21 protein-coding genes are annotated in these 19,391 nt (G+C 70.7%); 14 read left to right on the top strand and 7 right to left on the bottom strand.

Annotated features, from left to right (window positions below; genetic code table 11):
• Positions 1 to 4: 4 nt before the first annotated feature.
• The 5 genes from ACZ41I_RS04755 to ACZ41I_RS04735 all read right to left on the bottom strand — a co-directional run bounded on the left by ACZ41I_RS04755 (position 5) and on the right by ACZ41I_RS04735 (position 4,290).
• A complete protein-coding gene (locus ACZ41I_RS04755; protein WP_363219008.1) occupies positions 5 to 199 on the bottom strand; it encodes a hypothetical protein in 195 nt (64 codons plus the stop codon).
• A 194-nt stretch (positions 200 to 393) separates the two neighbouring features.
• Positions 394 to 1,467 carry an acyl-CoA dehydrogenase family protein gene (locus tag ACZ41I_RS04750; RefSeq protein WP_399763158.1) on the bottom strand — a complete coding sequence of 358 codons (1,074 nt, stop codon included), beginning with the start codon at positions 1,465 to 1,467 and terminating at the stop codon, positions 394 to 396.
• Positions 1,464 to 2,645 (bottom strand): acyl-CoA dehydrogenase family protein, encoded by a 1,182-nt coding sequence (locus ACZ41I_RS04745; protein ID WP_363219006.1) that lies wholly within the window; start codon positions 2,643 to 2,645, stop codon positions 1,464 to 1,466. The genes ACZ41I_RS04750 and ACZ41I_RS04745 overlap by 4 nt, the downstream gene beginning before the upstream one ends.
• Positions 2,642 to 3,607 carry an NADPH:quinone oxidoreductase family protein gene (locus tag ACZ41I_RS04740; RefSeq protein ID WP_363219005.1) on the bottom strand — a complete coding sequence of 322 codons (966 nt, stop codon included), beginning with the start codon at positions 3,605 to 3,607 and terminating at the stop codon, positions 2,642 to 2,644. Before ACZ41I_RS04740 ends, ACZ41I_RS04745 begins: the two co-directional genes overlap by 4 nt.
• Positions 3,608 to 3,714: 107 nt before the next feature.
• Positions 3,715 to 4,290, bottom strand: coding sequence for a helix-turn-helix domain-containing protein (locus ACZ41I_RS04735; RefSeq protein ID WP_363219004.1), 576 nt, complete (start codon positions 4,288 to 4,290; stop codon positions 3,715 to 3,717).
• Between the two features lie 196 nt (positions 4,291 to 4,486).
• Between ACZ41I_RS04735 and ACZ41I_RS04730 the strand changes: the two genes are divergently transcribed.
• The 7 genes from ACZ41I_RS04730 (at position 4,487) to ACZ41I_RS04700 (ending at position 11,305) form a co-directional block, all read left to right on the top strand.
• Positions 4,487 to 6,025 carry an ATP-dependent DNA ligase gene (locus ACZ41I_RS04730; RefSeq protein WP_468513152.1) on the top strand — a complete coding sequence of 513 codons (1,539 nt, stop codon included), beginning with the start codon at positions 4,487 to 4,489 and terminating at the stop codon, positions 6,023 to 6,025.
• On the top strand, positions 6,022 to 6,495 hold the full coding sequence (locus tag ACZ41I_RS04725) for an NUDIX hydrolase (RefSeq protein WP_468513151.1): 474 nt from the start codon (positions 6,022 to 6,024) through the stop codon (positions 6,493 to 6,495). Before ACZ41I_RS04730 ends, ACZ41I_RS04725 begins: the two co-directional genes overlap by 4 nt.
• 76 nt (positions 6,496 to 6,571) lie before the next feature.
• Entirely contained in the window at positions 6,572 to 7,957 is a 1,386-nt protein-coding gene (locus tag ACZ41I_RS04720; RefSeq protein ID WP_399763170.1) for an NADP-dependent succinic semialdehyde dehydrogenase, read from the top strand.
• Between the two features lie 25 nt (positions 7,958 to 7,982).
• Positions 7,983 to 8,216, top strand: coding sequence for a DUF6213 family protein (locus ACZ41I_RS04715; RefSeq protein WP_031160188.1), 234 nt, complete (start codon positions 7,983 to 7,985; stop codon positions 8,214 to 8,216).
• Between the two features lie 281 nt (positions 8,217 to 8,497).
• On the top strand, positions 8,498 to 9,562 hold the full coding sequence (locus ACZ41I_RS04710) for a type III polyketide synthase (protein ID WP_363218999.1): 1,065 nt from the start codon (positions 8,498 to 8,500) through the stop codon (positions 9,560 to 9,562).
• The gene (locus tag ACZ41I_RS04705) at positions 9,559 to 10,776 is read left to right on the top strand and encodes a cytochrome P450 (protein ID WP_363218998.1); all 1,218 of its coding nucleotides are present in this window, start codon (positions 9,559 to 9,561) and stop codon (positions 10,774 to 10,776) included. Before ACZ41I_RS04710 ends, ACZ41I_RS04705 begins: the two co-directional genes overlap by 4 nt.
• 7 nt (positions 10,777 to 10,783) lie before the next feature.
• Positions 10,784 to 11,305 carry a cupin domain-containing protein gene (locus ACZ41I_RS04700; RefSeq protein WP_363218997.1) on the top strand — a complete coding sequence of 174 codons (522 nt, stop codon included), beginning with the start codon at positions 10,784 to 10,786 and terminating at the stop codon, positions 11,303 to 11,305.
• 6 nt (positions 11,306 to 11,311) lie between these two features.
• Here the strand turns inward: ACZ41I_RS04700 and ACZ41I_RS04695 are convergent, their stop codons facing one another.
• Positions 11,312 to 12,538: an acyl-CoA dehydrogenase family protein gene (locus ACZ41I_RS04695; protein WP_399763177.1), complete on the bottom strand. Its 1,227-nt coding sequence runs from the start codon at positions 12,536 to 12,538 to the stop codon at positions 11,312 to 11,314.
• 168 nt (positions 12,539 to 12,706) lie between these two features.
• Between ACZ41I_RS04695 and ACZ41I_RS04690 the strand changes: the two genes are divergently transcribed.
• Positions 12,707 to 13,351, top strand: coding sequence for a TetR/AcrR family transcriptional regulator (locus tag ACZ41I_RS04690; RefSeq protein ID WP_363218993.1), 645 nt, complete (start codon positions 12,707 to 12,709; stop codon positions 13,349 to 13,351).
• A 70-nt stretch (positions 13,352 to 13,421) separates the two neighbouring features.
• On the opposite strand, the gene def is transcribed toward ACZ41I_RS04690, so the two are convergent.
• On the bottom strand, positions 13,422 to 13,961 hold the full coding sequence (def, locus tag ACZ41I_RS04685) for a peptide deformylase (protein WP_363218992.1): 540 nt from the start codon (positions 13,959 to 13,961) through the stop codon (positions 13,422 to 13,424).
• Positions 13,962 to 14,113: 152 nt separating this feature from the next.
• Between def and ACZ41I_RS04680 the strand changes: the two genes are divergently transcribed.
• The 6 genes from ACZ41I_RS04680 to ACZ41I_RS04655 all read left to right on the top strand — a co-directional run bounded on the left by ACZ41I_RS04680 (position 14,114) and on the right by ACZ41I_RS04655 (position 19,386).
• The gene (locus tag ACZ41I_RS04680) at positions 14,114 to 15,352 is read left to right on the top strand and encodes a MurT ligase domain-containing protein (protein WP_363218991.1); all 1,239 of its coding nucleotides are present in this window, start codon (positions 14,114 to 14,116) and stop codon (positions 15,350 to 15,352) included.
• Between the two features lie 20 nt (positions 15,353 to 15,372).
• Positions 15,373 to 16,101 carry a type 1 glutamine amidotransferase gene (locus ACZ41I_RS04675; protein WP_363218990.1) on the top strand — a complete coding sequence of 243 codons (729 nt, stop codon included), beginning with the start codon at positions 15,373 to 15,375 and terminating at the stop codon, positions 16,099 to 16,101.
• Positions 16,102 to 16,301: 200 nt separating this feature from the next.
• Complete coding sequence (locus tag ACZ41I_RS04670; protein ID WP_363218989.1) at positions 16,302 to 17,327, top strand: 6-phosphofructokinase; 1,026 nt, start codon at positions 16,302 to 16,304, stop codon at positions 17,325 to 17,327.
• Positions 17,328 to 17,490: 163 nt separating this feature from the next.
• Positions 17,491 to 18,441: a cytochrome c oxidase assembly protein gene (locus tag ACZ41I_RS04665; protein ID WP_399763183.1), complete on the top strand. Its 951-nt coding sequence runs from the start codon at positions 17,491 to 17,493 to the stop codon at positions 18,439 to 18,441.
• A 254-nt stretch (positions 18,442 to 18,695) separates the two neighbouring features.
• Complete coding sequence (locus tag ACZ41I_RS04660; protein WP_399763186.1) at positions 18,696 to 18,863, top strand: hypothetical protein; 168 nt, start codon at positions 18,696 to 18,698, stop codon at positions 18,861 to 18,863.
• Positions 18,864 to 18,900: 37 nt separating this feature from the next.
• Positions 18,901 to 19,386: an Lrp/AsnC family transcriptional regulator gene (locus ACZ41I_RS04655; protein WP_363220966.1), complete on the top strand. Its 486-nt coding sequence runs from the start codon at positions 18,901 to 18,903 to the stop codon at positions 19,384 to 19,386.
• Positions 19,387 to 19,391: the final 5 nt, after the last annotated feature.

The raw sequence follows: 19,391 nt of genomic DNA, 5'->3' as shown, positions 1-19,391 counted from the left end.
TGATTCAGGGCCGCAGGCCGCTCACCAGCTCGGCGGTCGTCATGAGCCCGCTGTGGATGGTGGGCGCCATGCTCGTGCCGGCCAGGAAGAAGCCGAGCAGCATGCAGACCAGGGCGTGGGACATCTTCAACGCGCAGTTGCGAATGAAGATCACGGCCAGGATCAGGAGCAACAGCACCACAGAGATGGAAACGGCCATCGGGAACCTCCTCCGCCACGCCCGTTGAGCGCGTTCGGCCGCAAGTGTGGCGTAGCGGAGGGTTTGTCCGGGCGGCTGACGTGTCCCCCAAACGTGTGGTGTCTCGCGCTCGGGCGGGCGTCGGGGAAGGCCTCGGACCTGCCAGACCGGCGCAGAAGCCCACCCCGGGTGGGGCGGGCTTCACGCGCTCGGTGTCAGGGTGCCTGGAGGTCGACCAGTTGGGCCAGCGCCTCCCGATGGGCCCCCGCCGTGCCGTAGGCGATGGAGTCCGCCTTGGCCCGCTTGAGGGACAGGTGGACCGGGTGCTCCCAGGTCATGCCGATCCCGCCGTGCAGTTGCAGCGCCTCCTCGGTGGCGTGGACGGCGACGGGCGCCGCGTACGCCTGGGCGACGGCGACCGACACGTCGGTGTCCTCGCCGGAGGCCAGCGCGTCGGCGGCCGCACGGGCCGCCGCCCGCAGGTTGACGACCTCCAGCCACAGCTGGGCGAGCCGGTGCTTGAGCGCCTGGAATCCGCCGACCGGCCGGTTGAACTGCTTGCGCTCCTTCAGGTAGCGGACCGTCTCGGTCAGCGCCCAGTCGGCCACGCCGAGTTGCTCGGAGGCCAGCAGCCCGGCGGCGGTGCGCAGCGCCCTCCGTACGGCGGGTTCCGCGTCGCCGACACGGCGGCCGGGAGCGCCCTCCAGGCGTACCGCCGCCAGCGGCCGGGTCAGGTCCAGGGAGATCTGCGGGGTGATCGTCACGGCGTCGGCCGGGACGGCGTACAGGCCGCCGTCGTCGGCCGGGACGAGCAGGACGTCGGCCACGGCCGCGTCGGCGATGCCCGTCAACTCGCCGTGCAGGGCGCCGTTCTGCAGCCGCACGGTCTTCACCTCGGCGCCCGGGGCCGTGTGCAGCCCGACCGCGAGGGCGCCGATGGTCCGGCCGGAGGCCAGCTGCCCCAGCAGTTCCTCGTCACCGCAGGCCAGCAGGGCCTCGGTGGCCACGACCGCGCTGGTGAGATAGGGCACGGGTGCGACCGCCCGGCCCAGCTCCTCCAGTACGACGGCGACTTCGCGGGGTGAGGCGCCCTGGCCGCCCTGCTCGTCGGGCACCAGGAGCCCGGCCAGGCCCATGCCCTCGGCGAGGGACTTCCACAGGGCGAGGTCGTGCGGGGTGTCCGACTCGACGCGGGCGATGACGTCCGTCGGTGCGCAGTGGTCCGTGAGCAGGTCGCGGACGGCCGCCCGCAGCGCCTCTTCCTCCTCCGAGTACAGCAGGTCGGTCATCGGGCCAGGTCCTTCCATGCGACGTCCTTGTCGGTGCGCGGCTCGGCGGGCAGGCCGAGGACCCGTTCGGCGACGATGTTCAGCAGGACCTCGCTGGTCCCGCCCTCGATGCTGTTGCCCTTGGAGCGCAGATAGCGGTAGCCGGCGTCACGGCCGGTGAAGTCGACCAGCTCCGGACGGCGCATGGTCCAGTCGTCGTACCACAGGCCCTCTTCGCCGCGGAGTTCGACCTCCAGGCCGCTGATCTCCTGGTTGAGGCGGGCGAAGGCGAGCTTCATGCCGGAGCCCTCGTAGCCGGGCTGGCCGGCGACGAGCTGCTGGCGCAGGCGTTCGGCGGTGAGGCGGGAGACCTCGGCCTCGACCCACAGCTTGAGCAGCCGCTGGTGCAGCTCGTGGGTGCGCAGTTCGGGGCGTTCGCGCCAGGTCTTGGCGACCGGGCCGATCATGCCGCCCTCGCGGGGCAGAGCCATGCCGCCGATGGAGACACGCTCGTTCATCAGCGTGGTCTGGGCGACCCGCCAGCCGTCGCCGACCGCGCCGAGGCGGCGGGTGTCGGGGATGCGGACGTCGGTGAGGAAGACCTCGTTGAACTCGGCCTCGCCGGTGATCTGGCGCAGCGGCCGGACCTCGACGCCCGGGTCGGTCATGTCGCAGAGGAAGTAGGTGATGCCGGCGTGCTTGGGCACGTTCGGGTCGGTGCGGGCGATGAGGATGGCCCAGCGGGCGATGTGCGCGCTGGACGTCCACACCTTCTGCCCGTTGACGACCCAGTCCTCGCCCTCCCGTACGGCCCGGGTGCCGAGCGCGGCGAGGTCGGAGCCGGCGCCGGGCTCGCTGAACAGCTGGCACCAGACCTCCTCCCCGGTCCACAGGGGCCGCAGGAAGCGCTGCTTCTGCTCGTCCGTGCCGTACTTGAGGATCGTCGGCGCGGCCATGCCGAGGCCGATGCCGATGCGCCGGGGGTCGTTGTCGGGGGCGCCCGCGGCCTCCAGTTCGGCGTCCACGACGGCCTGCAGGGCGCGTGGGACGCCCAGACCGCCGAGGCCCTCCGGGTAGTGGACCCAGGCGAGGCCCGCGTCGAAGCGGGCGCGCAGGAAGTCCAGGCGGTCGGTGCTCGCAGGGGGATGCGCGGCCAGCAACTCCCGTGTACGGCGGCGCAGTTCTTCGGCGTCGGTCATGCTGTCTCCTCCATCACCACGGCGATCCGGCCGGTGGAGCGGCCGTCCGCCACCTTCTGCACGGCCACGGCGGCCTCGCTCAGCGGCACCCGCTCGCTCACCAGGGGCTTGATCGCGCCCCGGGCGGCCAGCTCGGTGAGCTGCTCGTGGCACTGCAGGATCAGCTTCGGGTTCTTGGTGTTGTACAGGCCCCAGTGGAGGCCCAGGATCGAGTAGTTCTTCACGAGGGCGTGGTTGAGGGCGGGGCTCGGGATGGTGCCGCTGGCGAAGCCGACGACGACGATCCGGCCCTCGAAGGCGACGAGCTTGGCGGACTGGGCGTAGGCCTCGCCGCCGACGGGGTCGTAGATCACGTCCGCGCCCCGGCCGCCGGTGGCCTCCTTCACGGCCGCGATCACGTCCTCGCTGCGGCGGTCGACGACCACGTCACAGCCCAGCTCACGGGCCACGGCGGCCTTGTCCGCGCCGCCGACGACACCGATCACGGTGGCGCCGGCCGCCTTGCCGAGCTGGACGGCGGCGCTGCCGACACCGCCGGCGGCGGCGTGCACGAGCAGGGTCTCCCCCGCTTCCAGACCGGCCCGTCGGTGCAGGCCGAACCAGCCCGTCTGGTAGCCGATGTGCAGCGCGGCGGCCTCGGCGTCGTCCAGCGACTCGGGCGCGGGCAGCAGGGCACGGGCGTCGGCGAGCGCGTACTCGGCGAAACCGCCGTACGGCAGCGCCGGGTTGGCGATCACGCGGCGGCCGTCCTCGGTCTCGCCGCAGATCTCCACGCCGGGTGTGAAGGGCAACGGCGGGCGCACCTGGTACTGGCCGCGGCACAGCAGCGCGTCCGGGAAGTTGATGTTGGCGGCGCGCACGCGCAGCAGCACCTGCCCGTCACCCGGTGCGGGCCGCTCCACCTCCGCGAGGCGCATCACCTCGCTCGGCTCGCCGTTCTCGTGCACTTGCCATGCCTGCATGCGGGGCCTCCACGGGACTGCTTCGTCTGACCGGGTCCGACGGCATACTAAGCGGTCGCTTGCCCATCAGGGAACAGGCGGCCGCACCCCGGCTCGCGTCGCGTGGGTCACGTCCGGGACGCCGGCCGCGCCCGTACGTGCATCCGCTCGCCCTGCGGCCCGAACAGACTCAGGAACTCCACCGGACCCTCGCCCGTCGACCCGAACCAGTGCGGCACGCGCGTGTCGAACTCGGCGGCCTCCCCCGCGGAGAGCACCACGTCGTGCTCGCCGAGGACCAGCCGCAGCCGGCCCGACAGCACATACAGCCACTCGTAGCCCTCGTGGGTGCGCGGATCCGGCTCCTGCTCGCGCTGCGGCTCCAGCACCTTGAAGGCCTGGAGGCCGCCGGGCTGGCGGGTGAGCGGCCAGTGGGTGCGCCCGCCCCGCACGATCGGCTTCGACCGCACCCGCGGATCCCCCACCGGCGGCGCGCCGACCAGTTCGTCCAGCGGCACCTGGTGGACCCGGGCGATCGGCAGCAGCAGTTCGAGGCTGGGTCTGCGCAGGCCGGACTCCAGCCGGGAGAGGGTGCTCACGGAGATGCCGGTGGCCTCGGACAGCGCGGCCAGGGTCACCTCCCGCTCCTTGCGGATGCGCCGCAGCCGGGGCCCCACCCCCGCGAGAACGTCGTCGGAACTCATGCCGGTATTGCAGATTCGGCAAACACGTTTGTCAATACCGCAGCGCCGGAGCAACGGTCGGGGACGGAGGTGGTCGGACCATCGACGAACGCGGGCTGACGACTGTCGCGGTCAACCACGGCGCACCCGTACGTCTCCGCACACCCGCGCCCACCGAACCGCGCACCCGGCGGAGCGTTGGTGCACCCTTGAGGACATGCTGCTGACCCGGCTCGCCCAGGTGTCCCGGGAGGTCGCCGCGACGGCGGCCCGGTCCCGTAAGACAGCGCTGCTCGCCGAGCTGTTCCGGGAGGCGGAGGCGGACGACGTGCCGATCGTCATCCCCTACCTGGCCGGACGGCTGCCGCAGGGCCGGCTCGGCGTCGGCTGGAAGGTGCTCGGCCGCCCGGTGCCGCCGGCCGCCGAGTCCACCCTCACGGTCCGGCAGGTCGACGCGCTGCTCGGCGAGCTGGGCAAGGTGTCCGGTCCGGGTTCGCAGGCGGAGCGGACCCGGCTCGTCGGCGAGCTGATGGGCGCCGCCACCGAGGACGAGCAGCGTTTCCTGCTCGGTCTGCTCACCGGCGAGGTGCGGCAGGGCGCGCTGGACGCCGTCGCGGTGGAGGGCCTCGCCCAGGCCACGGACGCGGAGCCGGCCGCCGTACGCCGGGCGGTGATGCTCGCCGGGTCGCTGCAGACGGTCGCCCAGGCCCTGCTCGCCGAGGGACCCGGGGCGCTGGACCGCTTCCGGCTCACGGTCGGCCGGCCCGTGCTGCCGATGCTGGCGCACAGCGCCTCCTCGGTCGCCGAGGCGGTGGAGAAGCTGGGCGCCTGCGCGGTGGAGGAGAAGCTGGACGGCATCCGGGTGCAGATCCACCGGGACGGCGACACGGTCCGTGTACACACCCGCACCCTGGACGACATCACCGACCGGCTGCCCGAAGTGACCGTTGCCGCGCTGCAGTTGGGGGGTGAGCGGTTCATCCTGGACGGTGAGGTGATCTCCTTCGACGCGGCCGGACGGCCCCGGTCCTTCCAGGAGACGGCGGGCCGGGTCGGCTCCCGCACGGATGTGGCGAAGGCGGCCGAGGAGGTCCCGGTCTCCCCCGTCTTCTTCGACGCCCTGTCCGTCGACGGCACCGACCTGCTGGACCTGCCCTTCGCCGAGCGGCACGCACAGCTGGCCCGGCTGGTGCCGGAGCCGATGCGGGTACGCCGGACGGTCGCCTCGGGACCGGAGGACATCGCGGTGGCGGAACGGTTCCTTGCCGAGACGCTGGCCCGCGGGCACGAGGGCGTGGTGGTCAAGGCGCTGGACGCGCCGTACAGCGCGGGCCGGCGCGGCGCCTCCTGGCTGAAGGTCAAGCCCGTCCACACCCTCGACCTGGTGGTGCTGGCCGCCGAGTGGGGGCACGGCCGCCGCACGGGCAGGCTCTCCAACCTCCACCTGGGTGCCCGCAACCCCGACGGCAGCTTCGCCATGCTCGGCAAGACCTTCAAGGGCATGACCGACGCGATGCTCGCCTGGCAGACCGAGCGGCTGCAGGAGCTGGCGGTCGAGGACAGCGGCTGGGTGGTCCGGGTGCGCCCCGAACTCGTCGTGGAGATCGCCTACGACGGCCTCCAGCGCTCCTCCCGCTATCCGGCCGGCGTCACCCTCCGTTTCGCCCGTGTGGTCCGCTATCGCGAGGACAAACGCCCCGAGGATGCCGATACGGTGGAGGCCCTGCTGGCGGCGCACCCGGAGGTCAAGCCGTGACGGTGCGTGCGACGCGGCGCAGCGCGGGACTGCTGTTGTTCCGGCACACCGATGAGGGACTTGAGGTGTTGCTGGGCCATATGGGAGGCCCGCTCTGGGCGAAGAAGGACGCGGGCGCCTGGACCGTGCCCAAGGGCGAGTACGAACCGGAAGAGCCCGCCTGGGAGGCCGCCCGGCGGGAGTTCCAGGAGGAACTGGGGCTGGCGCCGCCCGACGGGACGGCCGTACCGCTGGGCGAGGTCGTGCAGAAGAACGGCAAGATCGTCACCGCGTGGGCCGTCGAGGCGGACCCGGACCTGACGGGCTTCAGCCCCGGCACCTTCACGATGGAGTGGCCGCCGAGGTCCGGCCGGGTGCGGGAGTTTCCGGAGCTGGACCGGGTGGAGTGGCTCGGTCTGGAGCGGGCCCGTGAGCTGGTCATCGCGGCGCAGACCGCGTTTCTCGACCGGCTGGCGGAGCACTCGGGCTGAACAGGGGCCTTTCGCGTTGCGGCTTGCCCGGCCGCGCGCGAAGGTCGAAGCAAGCCCGCTCCCAGGGAGGTCAGCCATGCCCATCGCGACGGTGAACCCGGCGAACGGCGAGACGCTCAAGACGTACGAGCCCATGGATGAAGAGGAGCTGGAACGCCGGCTTCAGCTCGCCGAGGCCACGTTCCGCACGTACCGGACGACCACCTTCGCCGACCGCGCCCGGCTGATGAACGAGGCCGCCGGCCTGCTGGACGAGGATCAGCAGGAGATCGCCAGGGTCATGACCACCGAGATGGGCAAGCCGATCAAGCAGGCCCGCGCGGAGGCCGCGAAGTGCGCCAAGGCGATGCGCTGGTACGCCGAACGCGCCGAGGGTCTGCTGGCCGCCGAGGAGCCCCCGGAGTCGGACGTGAAGGACTCCGGCGCCTCCCGGGTCCGGGTCCGCTACCGGCCGCTCGGCCCCGTCCTCGCGGTGATGCCGTGGAACTTCCCGCTGTGGCAGGTGGTCCGGTTCGCCGCGCCCGCGCTGATGGCGGGCAACGTGGGCCTGCTCAAGCACGCTTCCAACGTCCCCCAGACAGCCCTGTACCTGGAGGACCTGTTCCACCGGGCGGGCTTCACGGAGGGCTGTTTCCAGACGCTGCTGGTCGGCTCGGCCGCGGTGGACGACATCCTGCGCGACGAGCGGGTGAAGGCGGCGACGCTGACGGGCAGCGAGCCCGCGGGCCGGGCGGTCGCCTCCACCGCCGGTGAGATGATCAAGAAGACGGTGCTGGAGCTGGGCGGCAGCGACCCGTACGTCGTCATGCCCTCAGCCGACCTGGACCGGGCGGCCCAGGTGGCGGTGACCGCGCGGGTGCAGAACAACGGGCAGTCCTGTATCGCGGCCAAGCGGTTCATCGTGCACACCGACGTCTACGACACGTTCGCCGAGAAGTTCGTCGCCGGTATGAAGGCGCTCAAGGTCGGTGACCCGCTGGAGGAGGACACCGAGGTCGGGCCGCTCTCCAGTGAACAGGGGCGCAGCGATCTGGAGGAGCTGGTCGACGACGCGAAGCGCAGCGGCGCCGAGGTGCTGTGCGGCGGCGAGCGGCCGGACGGGCCGGGCTGGTACTACCCGCCGACCGTGCTGGCCGGGATCACCCGGGAGATGCGCATCCACCGGGAGGAGGCGTTCGGACCGGTGGCCACGCTGTACCGGGCCGACGACGTGGACGAGGCACTGCTCATCGCCAACGACTCGCCCTTCGGGCTGAGTTCCAACGTGTGGACGCGGGACGAGAGCGAGGTGGAGCGGTTCACCCGCGACCTGGAGGCCGGGTCCGTGTTCGTCAACGGGATGACCGCCTCCCATCCGGCGTTCCCGTTCGGCGGGGTCAAGCGGTCCGGGTTCGGGCGTGAGCTGTCCGGGCACGGAATCCGCGAGTTCTGCAACATCACCACGGTTTGGCAGGGTGCGTGAGCGCTGCGCGGCTAGCATCCGGTTTGTGAACGGCGAAGTGACTCTGCCTCTGATCGTGGACGACCGTGGGGCCCTGCAGGTGGCTGCGGCCGACGTGAGTAAGTTGCTGCGGACCGTGGGCGCTCGGTGGCTGCATCTGGTCGACGGCGGGGAGCCGGGGCTGGACGAGGACACGGTGGCCGCTTTGACCATTGAGCTGGCCAAGCTGGCGGACCGCATCGACGTGGCGTGCATCGCGCACAGCAGCGGGGCGCCCTAGGGGGTGCCGACCGGCCTGATCCAAACGACACCCCCTAGGCCGCCTTGCGGGCTGCCGCACCGCTGCCCCACTGCTTCCCCGCCGTAACAGTCGTCATCGAATTTCCCCTCGTCCGGCGGTGGAATTCGCCCTTCGAGCCTCCCCCTGGGTCCCCGATTCGGAGTAACCCAACGCGAGATCGTCGTCCTCCTGGGTGACGGTGGGGGGAGCACCCACAAGAGGTGAACCACCTTCTGGCCGGTGGGCGAAGGCCCGCCGAAAGCGGAAAGCAGGGACGGTTCATGGCGACTTTGTGCAGACCCTCGGTGTCGGTCCCGGAGCACGTGATCACGATGGAGGAGACGCTGGAGCTGGCGCGCTCCCGCCACGCGGACCACCCTCAACTGGCACTCGCGCTGCGCCTCATCGAGAACACGGGCGTCAAGACCAGGCACATCGTGCAGCCCATCGAGGAGACCCTGAAGCACCCGGGCTTCGAGGAGCGCAACAAGCTCTACGAGGCCGAGGCCAAGGCCCGGGTCCCGGCAGTGATCCAGCGGGCGCTGGACGACGCGGAGCTGCTCACCAGCGACATCGACGTGATCGTCTACGTGTCGTGCACGGGCTTCATGATGCCCTCGCTGACGGCGTGGCTGATCAACGAGATGGACTTCGACTCCACCACCCGCCAGCTCCCCATAGCCCAGCTGGGCTGCGCGGCCGGCGGGGCGGCGATCAACCGGGCGCACGACTTCTGCTCGGCCTACCCGAACGCCAACGCGCTCATCGTGGCCTGCGAGTTCTGCTCGCTGTGCTACCAGCCCACCGACCTCGGCGTCGGTTCGCTGCTCTCCAACGGCCTGTTCGGCGACGGCATCGCCGCCGCCGTCGTACGCGGAAACGGCGGTACGGGCGTGCGTCTGGAGCGAAACGGCTCCTACCTGATCCCGAAGACGGAGGACTGGATCGCCTACGACGTCCGGGCCACCGGCTTCCACTTCCTGCTGGACAAGCGGGTGCCCGCGACCATGGAGCCGCTCGCCCCGGCGCTGAGGGACCTGGCCGGCATGCACGGCTGGGACGCGTCCGACCTGGACTTCTACATCATCCACGCGGGCGGGCCGCGCATACTCGACGACCTCAGCAAGTTCCTGGAGGTCGAGCCGCACGCCTTCCGGTTCAGCCGGGCCACGCTCACCGAGTACGGCAACATAGCCAGCGCCGTCGTCCTGGACGCGCTGCGCCGGATGTTCGACGAGGGCGGCGCCGAGGACAGGGCGCGCGGTCTGCTCGCCGGGTTCGGCCCCGGCATCACGGCCGAGATGACGGTCGGCCGCTGGGTCAACGGGAACGGCGACCCGCGATGACCGAGGAGATGACGCTCATCGAGGCCCCGCCCCCGATCCGGCAGTGGCCGGCGCTCGACCTGACCGGGACGGATTTCGACCCGGTGCTGACCGAGCTGATGGGCGAGGGACCGGTCACCCGCATCGAGCTGCCCAACGGCGAGGGCTGGGCCTGGCTGGTGACCCGGTACGACGACGTGCGCATGGTCGCCAACGACCCGCGCTTCAGCCGCGAGGCGGTCCTGGAGCAGTCGGTCACGCGACTCGCCCCGCACTTCATCCCGGACCGCGGCGCGGTCGGCTTCCTCGACCCGCCCGACCACACCCGGCTGCGCCGTGCGGTGGCCGCCGCGTTCACCGCGAAGGGTGTGGAGCGGGTACGGGAGAAGGCACGGGCCATGCTGGACGAGCTGGTCGACGAACTCCTGCAGGACGGGCCGCCCGCCGATCTCACCAGTGCGGTGCTCAGCCCGTTCCCGATCGCGGTGATCTGCGAGCTGATGGGCGTCCCGCCCTGCGACCGGCACACCATGCACACCTGGACCCAGCTGATCCTGTCCTCCTCGCACGGCAAGGAGGTCAGCGAGAAGGCCAAGCGGGACATGAGCGCCTACTTCGGCGACCTCATCGGACTGCGCGAGAACAGCACGGCCGAGGACGTCACCTCACTGCTCGGCGCCGCGGTGGGCCACGGCGAGGTCGCCCTGGAGGAGGCCGTCGGTCTGGCCGTTCTCCTCCAGATCGGCGGCGAGGCGGTCACCAACAACAGCGGGCAGATGTTCTACCTGCTGCTGACCCGCCCCGACCTGATGGAACGGCTGCGCGCCGAGCCGGGGATCCGGCCGCAGGCCATCGACGAGCTCCTGCGCTACATCCCGCACCGCAACGCGGTCGGGCTGTCCCGGATCGCGAGGGAGGACGTGGAGATCAAGGGCCACCGCATCCATGCGGGCGACGCGGTCTATGTCTCCTACCTGGCGGCCAATCGCGACCCGGACGTCTTCCCCGACCCGGAGACCATCGACTTCTCCCGCAGCCCGAACCCGCATGTGGCGTTCGGTTTCGGCCCGCACTACTGCCCCGGCGGCCAGCTCGCCCGGCTGGAGTCGCAGTTGCTGGTGAACGCCCTGCTGGACCGGGTTCCGGGCCTGAAGCTGGCCGTACCGCCACAGCAGGTGCCCTTCAAGAAGGGCGCGCTGATCCGGGGTCCCGAGGCCCTGCCGGTGACCTGGTGAGCCACCGATGACACAGACCGAGGGACTGCTCGTGCCGCCGGGCCACGGCCGGGTCGTGGCGGCACCGGCGCAGCGTGTGACGTTCAAGGTCACCGGCGCCCACTCGCGGATCGCCTCCACCTTCGAGGTGGAGGTCCCGCCGGGCTTCGACGTGGGCGCCCATGTGCACACGCGCAGCGAGGAGCTTTTCTACGTCCTCGACGGCGAGCTGGACGTGCTCGCCTTCGAGCCGCGCATCCGCACACCGGACAACTGGCAGAAGTGGGAGTCCAGTTCGGGCAGCCGGGTGGTGCGGGCGACTCCCGGCACGGTCATCGTCGTACCGCCGGGGTGCCCGCATGCGTTCGCGAACCCGACGGACACCCCCGCGAAGATGTTCTTCCAGGCGAGCCCGCCACCGGATCACGAGCGCTATTTCGAGGAGCTGCTGGAGATCCTGGGCGACGGGGGTCCGCCGGACCAGGAGGCGATCGAGGCGCTGAGGGCGAAGTACGACATCGAGCAGCTCACACCGCTCAGGCATCGGTGAGTGTCCTTACCGGATGGGCATCCCGGCCAGGGTCCGCGCGATGACGAGCCGCTGGATCTCGCTCGTACCCTCGAAGATCGTGTAGATCGCGCTGTCCCGGTGCATCCGCTCGACCGGGTACTCACGGGTGTAACCGTTCCCGCCCAGAATCTGGATCGCCTGAGCGGTGACCTTCTTCGCGGTCTCACTGGCGAACAGCTTCGACATCGACCCCTCGGCCGCGGTGAACGGCCTGCCGTTGACCGCCATCCACGAGGCCCGCCACACCAGCAGCCGGGCGGCGTCGATCTGCGTCCGCATGTCCGCGAGCTGGAAGGCCACTCCCTGGTTGTCGATGATCGGCCGCCCGAACTGCTCCCGGGTCCTGGCGTAGTCGAGGGCGACCTCGTACGCGGCCCGGGCCGTGCCGACCGCCATGGCGCCGACCGCGGGGCGGGAGGCCTCGAAGGTCGCCATCGCCGCGTTCTTGACGCGCTCGCCGCCCGCCTTGGCCTTCTCGCGGGCCCGCGCGAGCCGCTCGTCCAGCTTCTCCTTGCCCCCGAGCAGGCAGGAACCAGGGACGCGGACGTTGTCGAGGATGACCTCGGCGGTGTGCGAGGCCCGGATGCCGTGCTTCTTGAACTTCTGGCCCTGGGCGAGACCCGGCGTGCCCGGCGGGACGATGAAGGAGGCGTGGCCCTTGGAGCCCAGCTCCGGGTCGACGCAGGCCACGACGACGTGGACGCCCGCGATGCCGCCGTTGGTCGCCCAGGTCTTCGTGCCGTTGATCACCCACTCGTCCTTGGCCTCGTCGTACACCGCACGCGTGCGCATGGAGGCCACGTCGGAGCCGGCGTCGGGCTCGGAGGAGCAGAACGCGGCGACCTTGACGTCGTTCTGGTCGCCGTACATCTGCGGGATCCAGGTGCCGATCTGTTCCTCGGTTCCGTTGGCGAGAACGCCCACGGCGGCGAGACCCGTGCCGACGATGGAGAGGGCGATGCCCGCGTCGCCCCAGAACAGCTCCTCCATGGCCATCGGAATGCCGAGGCCGGTGGGGTCGAAGTACTGCTGTGCGTAGAAGTCGAGGGAGTAGATGCCGACCTTCGCGGCCTCCTGGATGACCGGCCAGGGAGTCTCCTCGCGCTCGTCCCACTCGGCGGCCGCGGGGCGGATCACGTCGGCGGCGAAGCCATGGAGCCAGTCCCGGACTTCCTTCTGTTCGTCGTTCAGCTCCATGGTGAACTCGGCCATGTCCCCTCCAGCGGCGGCGATGCGGTGTTACTAGCGGTAACCCGAGTCTGTTACTGACGGGTAGGAAAGTCAACCGCAGATGGCGCCCGGCATCCCGTTCGATGTCAGGGGCACAGTCAGTGTTAGTTTGCGCAGGCGTCATCGAATCAGCACGGGTGGGGAGAGCACATGGACACCACACAGCGGACCGATCAGCAGCGGTCCGCCGACCGACGACGGCGCGAGCTGCTGGAGGCCGCCGACCGGGTGGTGCTGCGCGACGGCCCGCAGGCGTCGATGAACGCGATCGCGGCGGAAGCGGGGATCACCAAGCCGATCCTTTATCGCCACTTCGGCGACAAGGGCGGCCTTTACGCGGCTTTGGCCAAGCGGCACACGGATGCACTGCTCGATTCACTGCGGGCGGCGCTGGACGCTCCCGCCGAGAGGCGCGAGCGTGTCGAATCCACGCTGGACACCTACCTCGCGGCGATCGAGGCCAGGCCTCAGGTCTACCGGTTCCTGATGCATCCCGCGGAGGGCGGCGCCGGGGGCGACCAGGGGTTCGATGTCGGAAAGCATTCAGCTCCGCTGCTTCGGCGGATGGGTGAGGAGCTGGCCCAGGTCATCGAGGAGCGGGTGGATCTCGGACCGGAGAGTCAGCAGCTGGCGCGGGTGTGGGGGCACGGCATCGTCGGGATGATGCATGCGGCCGGCGACTGGTGGCTGGGTGAACGTCCTTGCTCCCGGGCCGAGTTGGTGCGGTCTCTCGCGGATCTGCTGTGGGGGCGTCTTGCGGCTGCGGGGGACAAAATGGGGGGTCCGGGGTTCTGACGGTCGCTCCCCGTGTGCGGGTGCGTGGGGGTTGCTCGTGCAGTCCCCCTCGCCCCTGAGTCGGACCGGTTCACCGGCGCCATGCAGCCCTGGAGATCTGCCTCGTCAATCTCCGCTTCCGCCACCCCGCCAGGTGATCGGCGTACACCCGGCCCTCCAGGTGGTCGCACTCGTGCTGAAGGCACCGTGCGAAGAAACCTGTGCCATGGATCGTGACCGGCTCTCCCGTCATCGTGAAGCCCTCGACCACCGCATGGTCGTAGCGCTCGGTCCCCGCTTCCAGGCCCGGCAGGGACAGGCAGCCCTCCGGGCCCCGGACGACCACGCCGTCCGTCTCCACCAGTCGCGGGTTCACCACATGCCCGAGGTGGCGCACATCGTCATCATCCGGGCAGTCATAGACGAACACCCGCAAAGCCACCCCCACCTGATTCGCCGCCAGACCCACCCCCTGCGCCGCGTACATCGTGGCGAACAGATCCTCCACGAGTGCCGCCAGGCCGGGGCCGAAGTCGGTGACTTCCCGGCATTGCTCGCGCAGCGGTGCGTCTCCGAGCAGGGAAAGAGGCCGGACTCGCCCGTGGGCGCCCGGGATCGTGCCGTGTCGCATAGCGGCAAGGGTACGGTTCCTTCAGCTCATGCCCGCCGCACAGGCGTGGGCCGGGATTCGGGTGTGCGAATGGATCTCGATAGGCTTCAGGTCCACACCACGTTGCCGGATGGCCCCAGGCGCGGCGCGTACGCAAGGAGGATCGAGAACTGATGGCAGGCAACTCGGACCCGCTCACGCCGCGGGCCAAGCTGGCCGTGACCGCGGGCAAGGCGGTCGCTGCGGCATCACGTGCCGCGGGGCGCGGCAGCGGGTCGGTGATCGGTGGCCGGGTCGCGCTGAAACTCGACCCCGATCTGCTCGGACGGCTCGCCCAGAACCTGGACGTCGTCCTGGTGTCGGCCACCAACGGCAAGACGACGACGACCCGGCTGATCGCCGAGGCGCTGCGCGCCGCGGGCCCGGTCGTGTCGAACGCCCTCGGCGCCAACATGCCGGCCGGTATCACCTCCGCGCTCGCGGGCGGCTCGGAGGCGAAGTTCGGTGTCATCGAGGTCGACGAGAAGTACCTGGCCGGTGTGGCCAGGGACACCAGCCCCAAGTGCATCGCCCTGCTCAACCTCTCCCGCGACCAGCTCGACCGTGCCGCCGAGACCCGGATGCTCGCCGAGAACTGGCGCGAGGGCCTCGCCGGCTCCAAGGCCGTTGTCGTCGCCAACTGCGACGACCCGCTGGTGGTGTGGGCCGCGTCCTCCTCCCCGAACGTGGTCTGGGTCGCGGCCGGGCAGATGTGGAAGGACGACGCCTGGTCCTGCCCGTCCTGCGGTGGCGTGATGCAGCGCCCCGGGGACGACTGGTTCTGCGGTGAGTGCGGGTTCCGGCGGCCCACGCCGACCTGGGCGCTGTCCGGTGATCATGTGCTGGACCCGCACGGGTCCGCCTGGCCGATCCATCTGCAGCTTCCGGGCCGCGCCAACAAGGCGAACGCGGCCAGCTCCGCCGCCGTCGCGGCCGTCTTCGGGGTGCCGCCGCAGGTCGCCCTGGAACGGATGTACCAGGTGCAGGCCGTGGCCGGACGTTATGACGTCGTGCAGTTCCAGAACCGTGATCTGCGCCTGCTGCTGGCCAAGAACCCGGCCGGCTGGCTGGAGACGTTCTCCCTGATCGACCCGCCGCCCGCCCCGGTGATCCTGTCCGTGAACGCCCGCGGAGCCGACGGCACCGACACCTCCTGGCTGTGGGACGTCGACTACACCCGGCTGACCGGCCACCCGATCTTCGTCATCGGTGACCGGAAGCTGGACCTCGCTGTCCGCCTGGAGGTCGCGAACCAGCACTTCCAGGTCTGCGAGGACCTCGACCAGGCCGTGCAGATGTGCCCGCCGGGCCGTATCGAGGTCATCGCGAACTACACCGCGTTCCAGGACCTGCGCCGCCGCGTCGGCAACTGATCTTCGAAAGGCGATCACTCATGAGCGACAACCAACTGCGGCTGGTGTGGATCTACCCGGACCTGCTGAGCACCTACGGCGACCAGGGCAACGCCCTCGTCGTGGAGCGCCGGGCGCGGCAGCGCGGCCTGGACGTGGCCCGGCTCGACGTGCGCAGCGACCAGCCGGTCCCGACCTCCGGCGACATCTATCTGATCGGCGGCGGCGAGGACCGTCCGCAGCGGCTCGCGGCCGAGCGGCTGCGCCGTGACGGGCATCTGCAGCGGGCGGTGCAGAACGGCGCGATCGTCTTCTCCGTCTGCGCCGGCTACCAGATCCTCGGCCACGAGTTCGTCAACGACCTCGGCCAGCGCGAGCCCGGCCTCGGCCTGCTCGACGTGGTCTCGGTGCGCGGCGAGGGCGAGCGGTGCGTCGGTGACGTGCTCGCCGACATCGACCCGCAGCTCGGGCTGCCGCAGCTGACCGGCTTCGAGAACCACCAGGGCGTGACCCACGTCGGCCCGAGCGCCCGGCCCTTCGCCCACGTGAAGGTCGGCAACGGCAACGGCACCGGGGACGGCACGGAGGGCGCGTACAACGGGACCGTCTTCGGTACGTACATGCACGGCCCGGTCCTCGCCCGCAACCCGCAGATCGCCGATCTGCTGCTGAAGCTGGCGCTCGACGTCAACGCGCTGCCGCCGGTCGACGACCGCTGGTACGAGGCGCTCCGCAACGAGCGCATCGCTGCTGCGCAGCAGCCTGCGTAAGCGCCGCTCCAGCGGGAGTTCAGCGGGTCCCGGCAGGCTCGTGGCGGGCCCGCCTGACAGGCCGTCCGCTCACATGTGCGGGCGCGTCCAGCAGGCGGACGCCCGCTACGGCGCCACCCCCTCACGCCGGTAGGGTGGCCGGGAATCCGCCGGACAACGTGGTCCGGTTACCCGGCCCACGTTGAGAAGGTATTCGGGCTATGCGCATTGGTGTCCTCACGTCCGGCGGCGACTGCCCCGGCCTGAACGCCGTCATCCGGTCCGTCGTGCACCGTGCCGTCGCCGACCACGGCGACGAGGTCATCGGTTTCCGGGACGGCTGGAAAGGCCTCCTGGAGTGCGACTATCTCAAGCTCGACCTCGACGCCGTGGGCGGCATCCTGGCGCGCGGCGGCACCATCCTCGGCTCCTCCCGGGTGCAGCCCTCGCATCTGCGGGACGGCGTGGAGCGGGCGAAGGGCCATGTCGAGGAGCTCGGCCTGGACGCGATCATCCCGATCGGCGGCGAGGGCACGCTGAAGGCGGCCCGGCTGATGTACGACAGCGGGCTGCCGATCGTCGGCGTGCCGAAGACCATCGACAACGACATCGCTGTCACGGACGTCACCTTCGGCTTCGACACGGCCGTGGGGGTGGCGACGGAGGCGCTGGACCGGCTGAAGACGACCGCCGAGTCCCACCAGCGCGTGCTGGTCGTGGAGGTCATGGGCCGGCACACCGGCTGGATCGCGCTGCACTCCGGCATGGCGGCCGGCGCCCACGCCATCGTCGTCCCGGAACGGCCCTTCGACATCGAGGAGCTGGCGGCCAAGGTCGGCGAGCGGTTCGACGCGGGCAAGCGGTTCGCGATCGTCGTCGCGGCGGAGGGGGCCAAGCCGAAGGCCGGCACGATGGACTTCGACGAGGGCGGCAAGGACATCTACGGCCACGAGCGCTTCGCCGGGATCGCCCGGCAGCTGTCGGTCGAGCTGGAGCACCGGCTCGGCAAGGAGGCGCGGCCGGTGATCCTCGGACATGTGCAGCGGGGTGGCACGCCGACCGCCTATGACCGGGTGCTGGCGACCCGTTTCGGCTGGCACGCGGTGGAGGCCGTGCACCGCGGTGAGTTCGGCCGGATGACCGCCCTGCGCGGGACCGACATCGTCATGGTGCCGCTGGCGGAGGCCGTGGAGACGCTGAAGACGGTACCCTCCGGGCGCTACGACGAGGCGGAGTGCGTTCTCTGAGGTTCCGCTGATCTGCCGGGTGCGGGTCGTGCGTGGCTTGTCGCGCAGTTCCCCGCGCCCCTGCGGTTGTTGCAGCCGACCCCGGTCACGGACGTGGCCGGGGTCAGCCGTACCCTGAGTGCGGACAGAAACCGCACAACCCCCACGAATCAGGAGCCGCCGGATGGATCACAGCGGGCACGGCATGATGATGGATCTGCCGCCGTTCACGCTGGGGCGGGGGCTCCAATGGTCGGCGGACCCCTTCTTCCTCGTGGCCTGCCTGCTCGGGCTGGGGCTGTACGGCTGGGGTGTCGTACGGCTGCGGCGGCGCGGCGACGCGTGGCCCGTCGGCCGGACGGTGGCGTACGTCGTCGGTGTGCTCACCATCGCCCTGGTCATGTGCACCAGGCTGAACGACTACGGCATGGTGATGTTCAGCGTGCACATGGTGCAGCACATGATCATCAGCATGCTGTCGCCGATCCTGATCCTGCTCGGCGCGCCGGTCACGCTGGCCCTGCGTGCGCTGCCTACCGCCGGCCGGGGCCGCAAGGGCCCGCGCGAGCTGCTGCTGGCACTGCTGCACAGCCGCTACATGCGGATCATCACCCACCCGGCGTTCACCATCCCGCTGTTCATCGCCAGCCTCTACGCGCTCTACTTCACCCCGATGTTCGACTCCCTGATGGGCTCCAGGGCCGGGCACATCGCGATGATGGTGCACTTCCTCGCGGTCGGGGTCGTCTTCTTCTGGCCGATCATCGGTGTGGACCCCGGTCCGCACCGGCCGGGGCATCTGATGAGGATGCTGGAGCTGTTCGCCGGCATGCCGTTCCACGCGTTCTTCGGTATCGCGCTGATGATGGCGTCGACGCCGATGGTGGAGACGTTCAGGAACCCGCCGGCCTCGCTCGGCATCGACGCGCTCTCGGACCAGAACGCGGCCGGTGGTATCGCCTGGGCGTTCAGCGAGATCCCGTCCGTGCTGGTGCTGATCGCACTGCTGTTCCAGTGGTACCGCTCCGAGCAGCGGCAGGCCAAGCGCAAGGACCGGGCCGCCGACCGGGACGGCGACAAGGAGCTGGAGGCGTACAACGCGTATCTGGCCTCGCTGAACTCCCGCGAGGGCTAGGGGGTGTTGTTTGGATCGGGCCGGCCGTGACGAGCGGTGCCGGCCGGCGGACCCGAGCGGGGTCTGGTGCGTGCAGCTGCAAGGCGGAGGAGGGAGTCGACGCGGAGCGTCGGCGAGTGACGACAACGCGGCAGATGTGCGTGCCAGACCCCGCGACGCCGGGGTGATCCACACGACACCCCCCTAGGGGGTGTCCCCTCCGGGCGGGATCGGGGGCACCATGGTCAGGGACGGACCACGAGGAGGGTGTCGCGATGCCCGGTTCCACGAACGGTTCCACCAAGGTGATGGGGGCTCTCACGGTCGGCGGGCTCGTCGTCGTGACCGCCTACACGGTCGCCCTCGGCAGCAACGGCTGGCTGTGGTTCGGCTGGGTGGTGCTGGGTCTGCTGACGCTCGCCATGGTCGTCACCCAGTCGTGAGGTCTCCCGCCCTGCTGGTCTGACCTACAGTGCCCGCATGAACAGCAGGACACCCTCGTTCGACGACCTCGACCGCAAGATCATCACCGCGTTGATGGCGAACGCCCGGACCAGCTTCGCCGAGATCGGCGCGGACATCGGGCTGTCCGCGACGGCGGTCAAGCGGCGCGTGGACCGGCTGCGGGAGACCGGGGTGATCACCGGGTTCACGGCGACGGTGAAACCCTCGGCGCTCGGCTGGCGCACCGAGGCGTACGTCGAGGTCTACTGCGAGGGCGCGGCCCCGCCCCGGCGGCTGGCGGAGGTCGTGCGCAACCATCCGGAGATCGCGGCGGCGATGACGGTCACGGGTGGCGCCGACGCGCTGCTGCATGTGCGGGCGCGGGACGTGGAGCACTTCGAGGAGGTGCTGGAGCGCATCCGCGTCGAACCGTTCATCCGGAAGACGATCAGCGTGATGGTGCTGTCCCACCTCCTCCCGGAAAGCCCGGAAGCGGGCGCCACCCATGCGGCACCCGAATGACCGGA

It is taken from the genome of Streptomyces sp. NPDC030799, from assembly GCF_055572255.1.
Note: the sequence above shows the minus strand (reverse complement) of the source record. Positions and strands in the feature narration are given on the sequence as shown.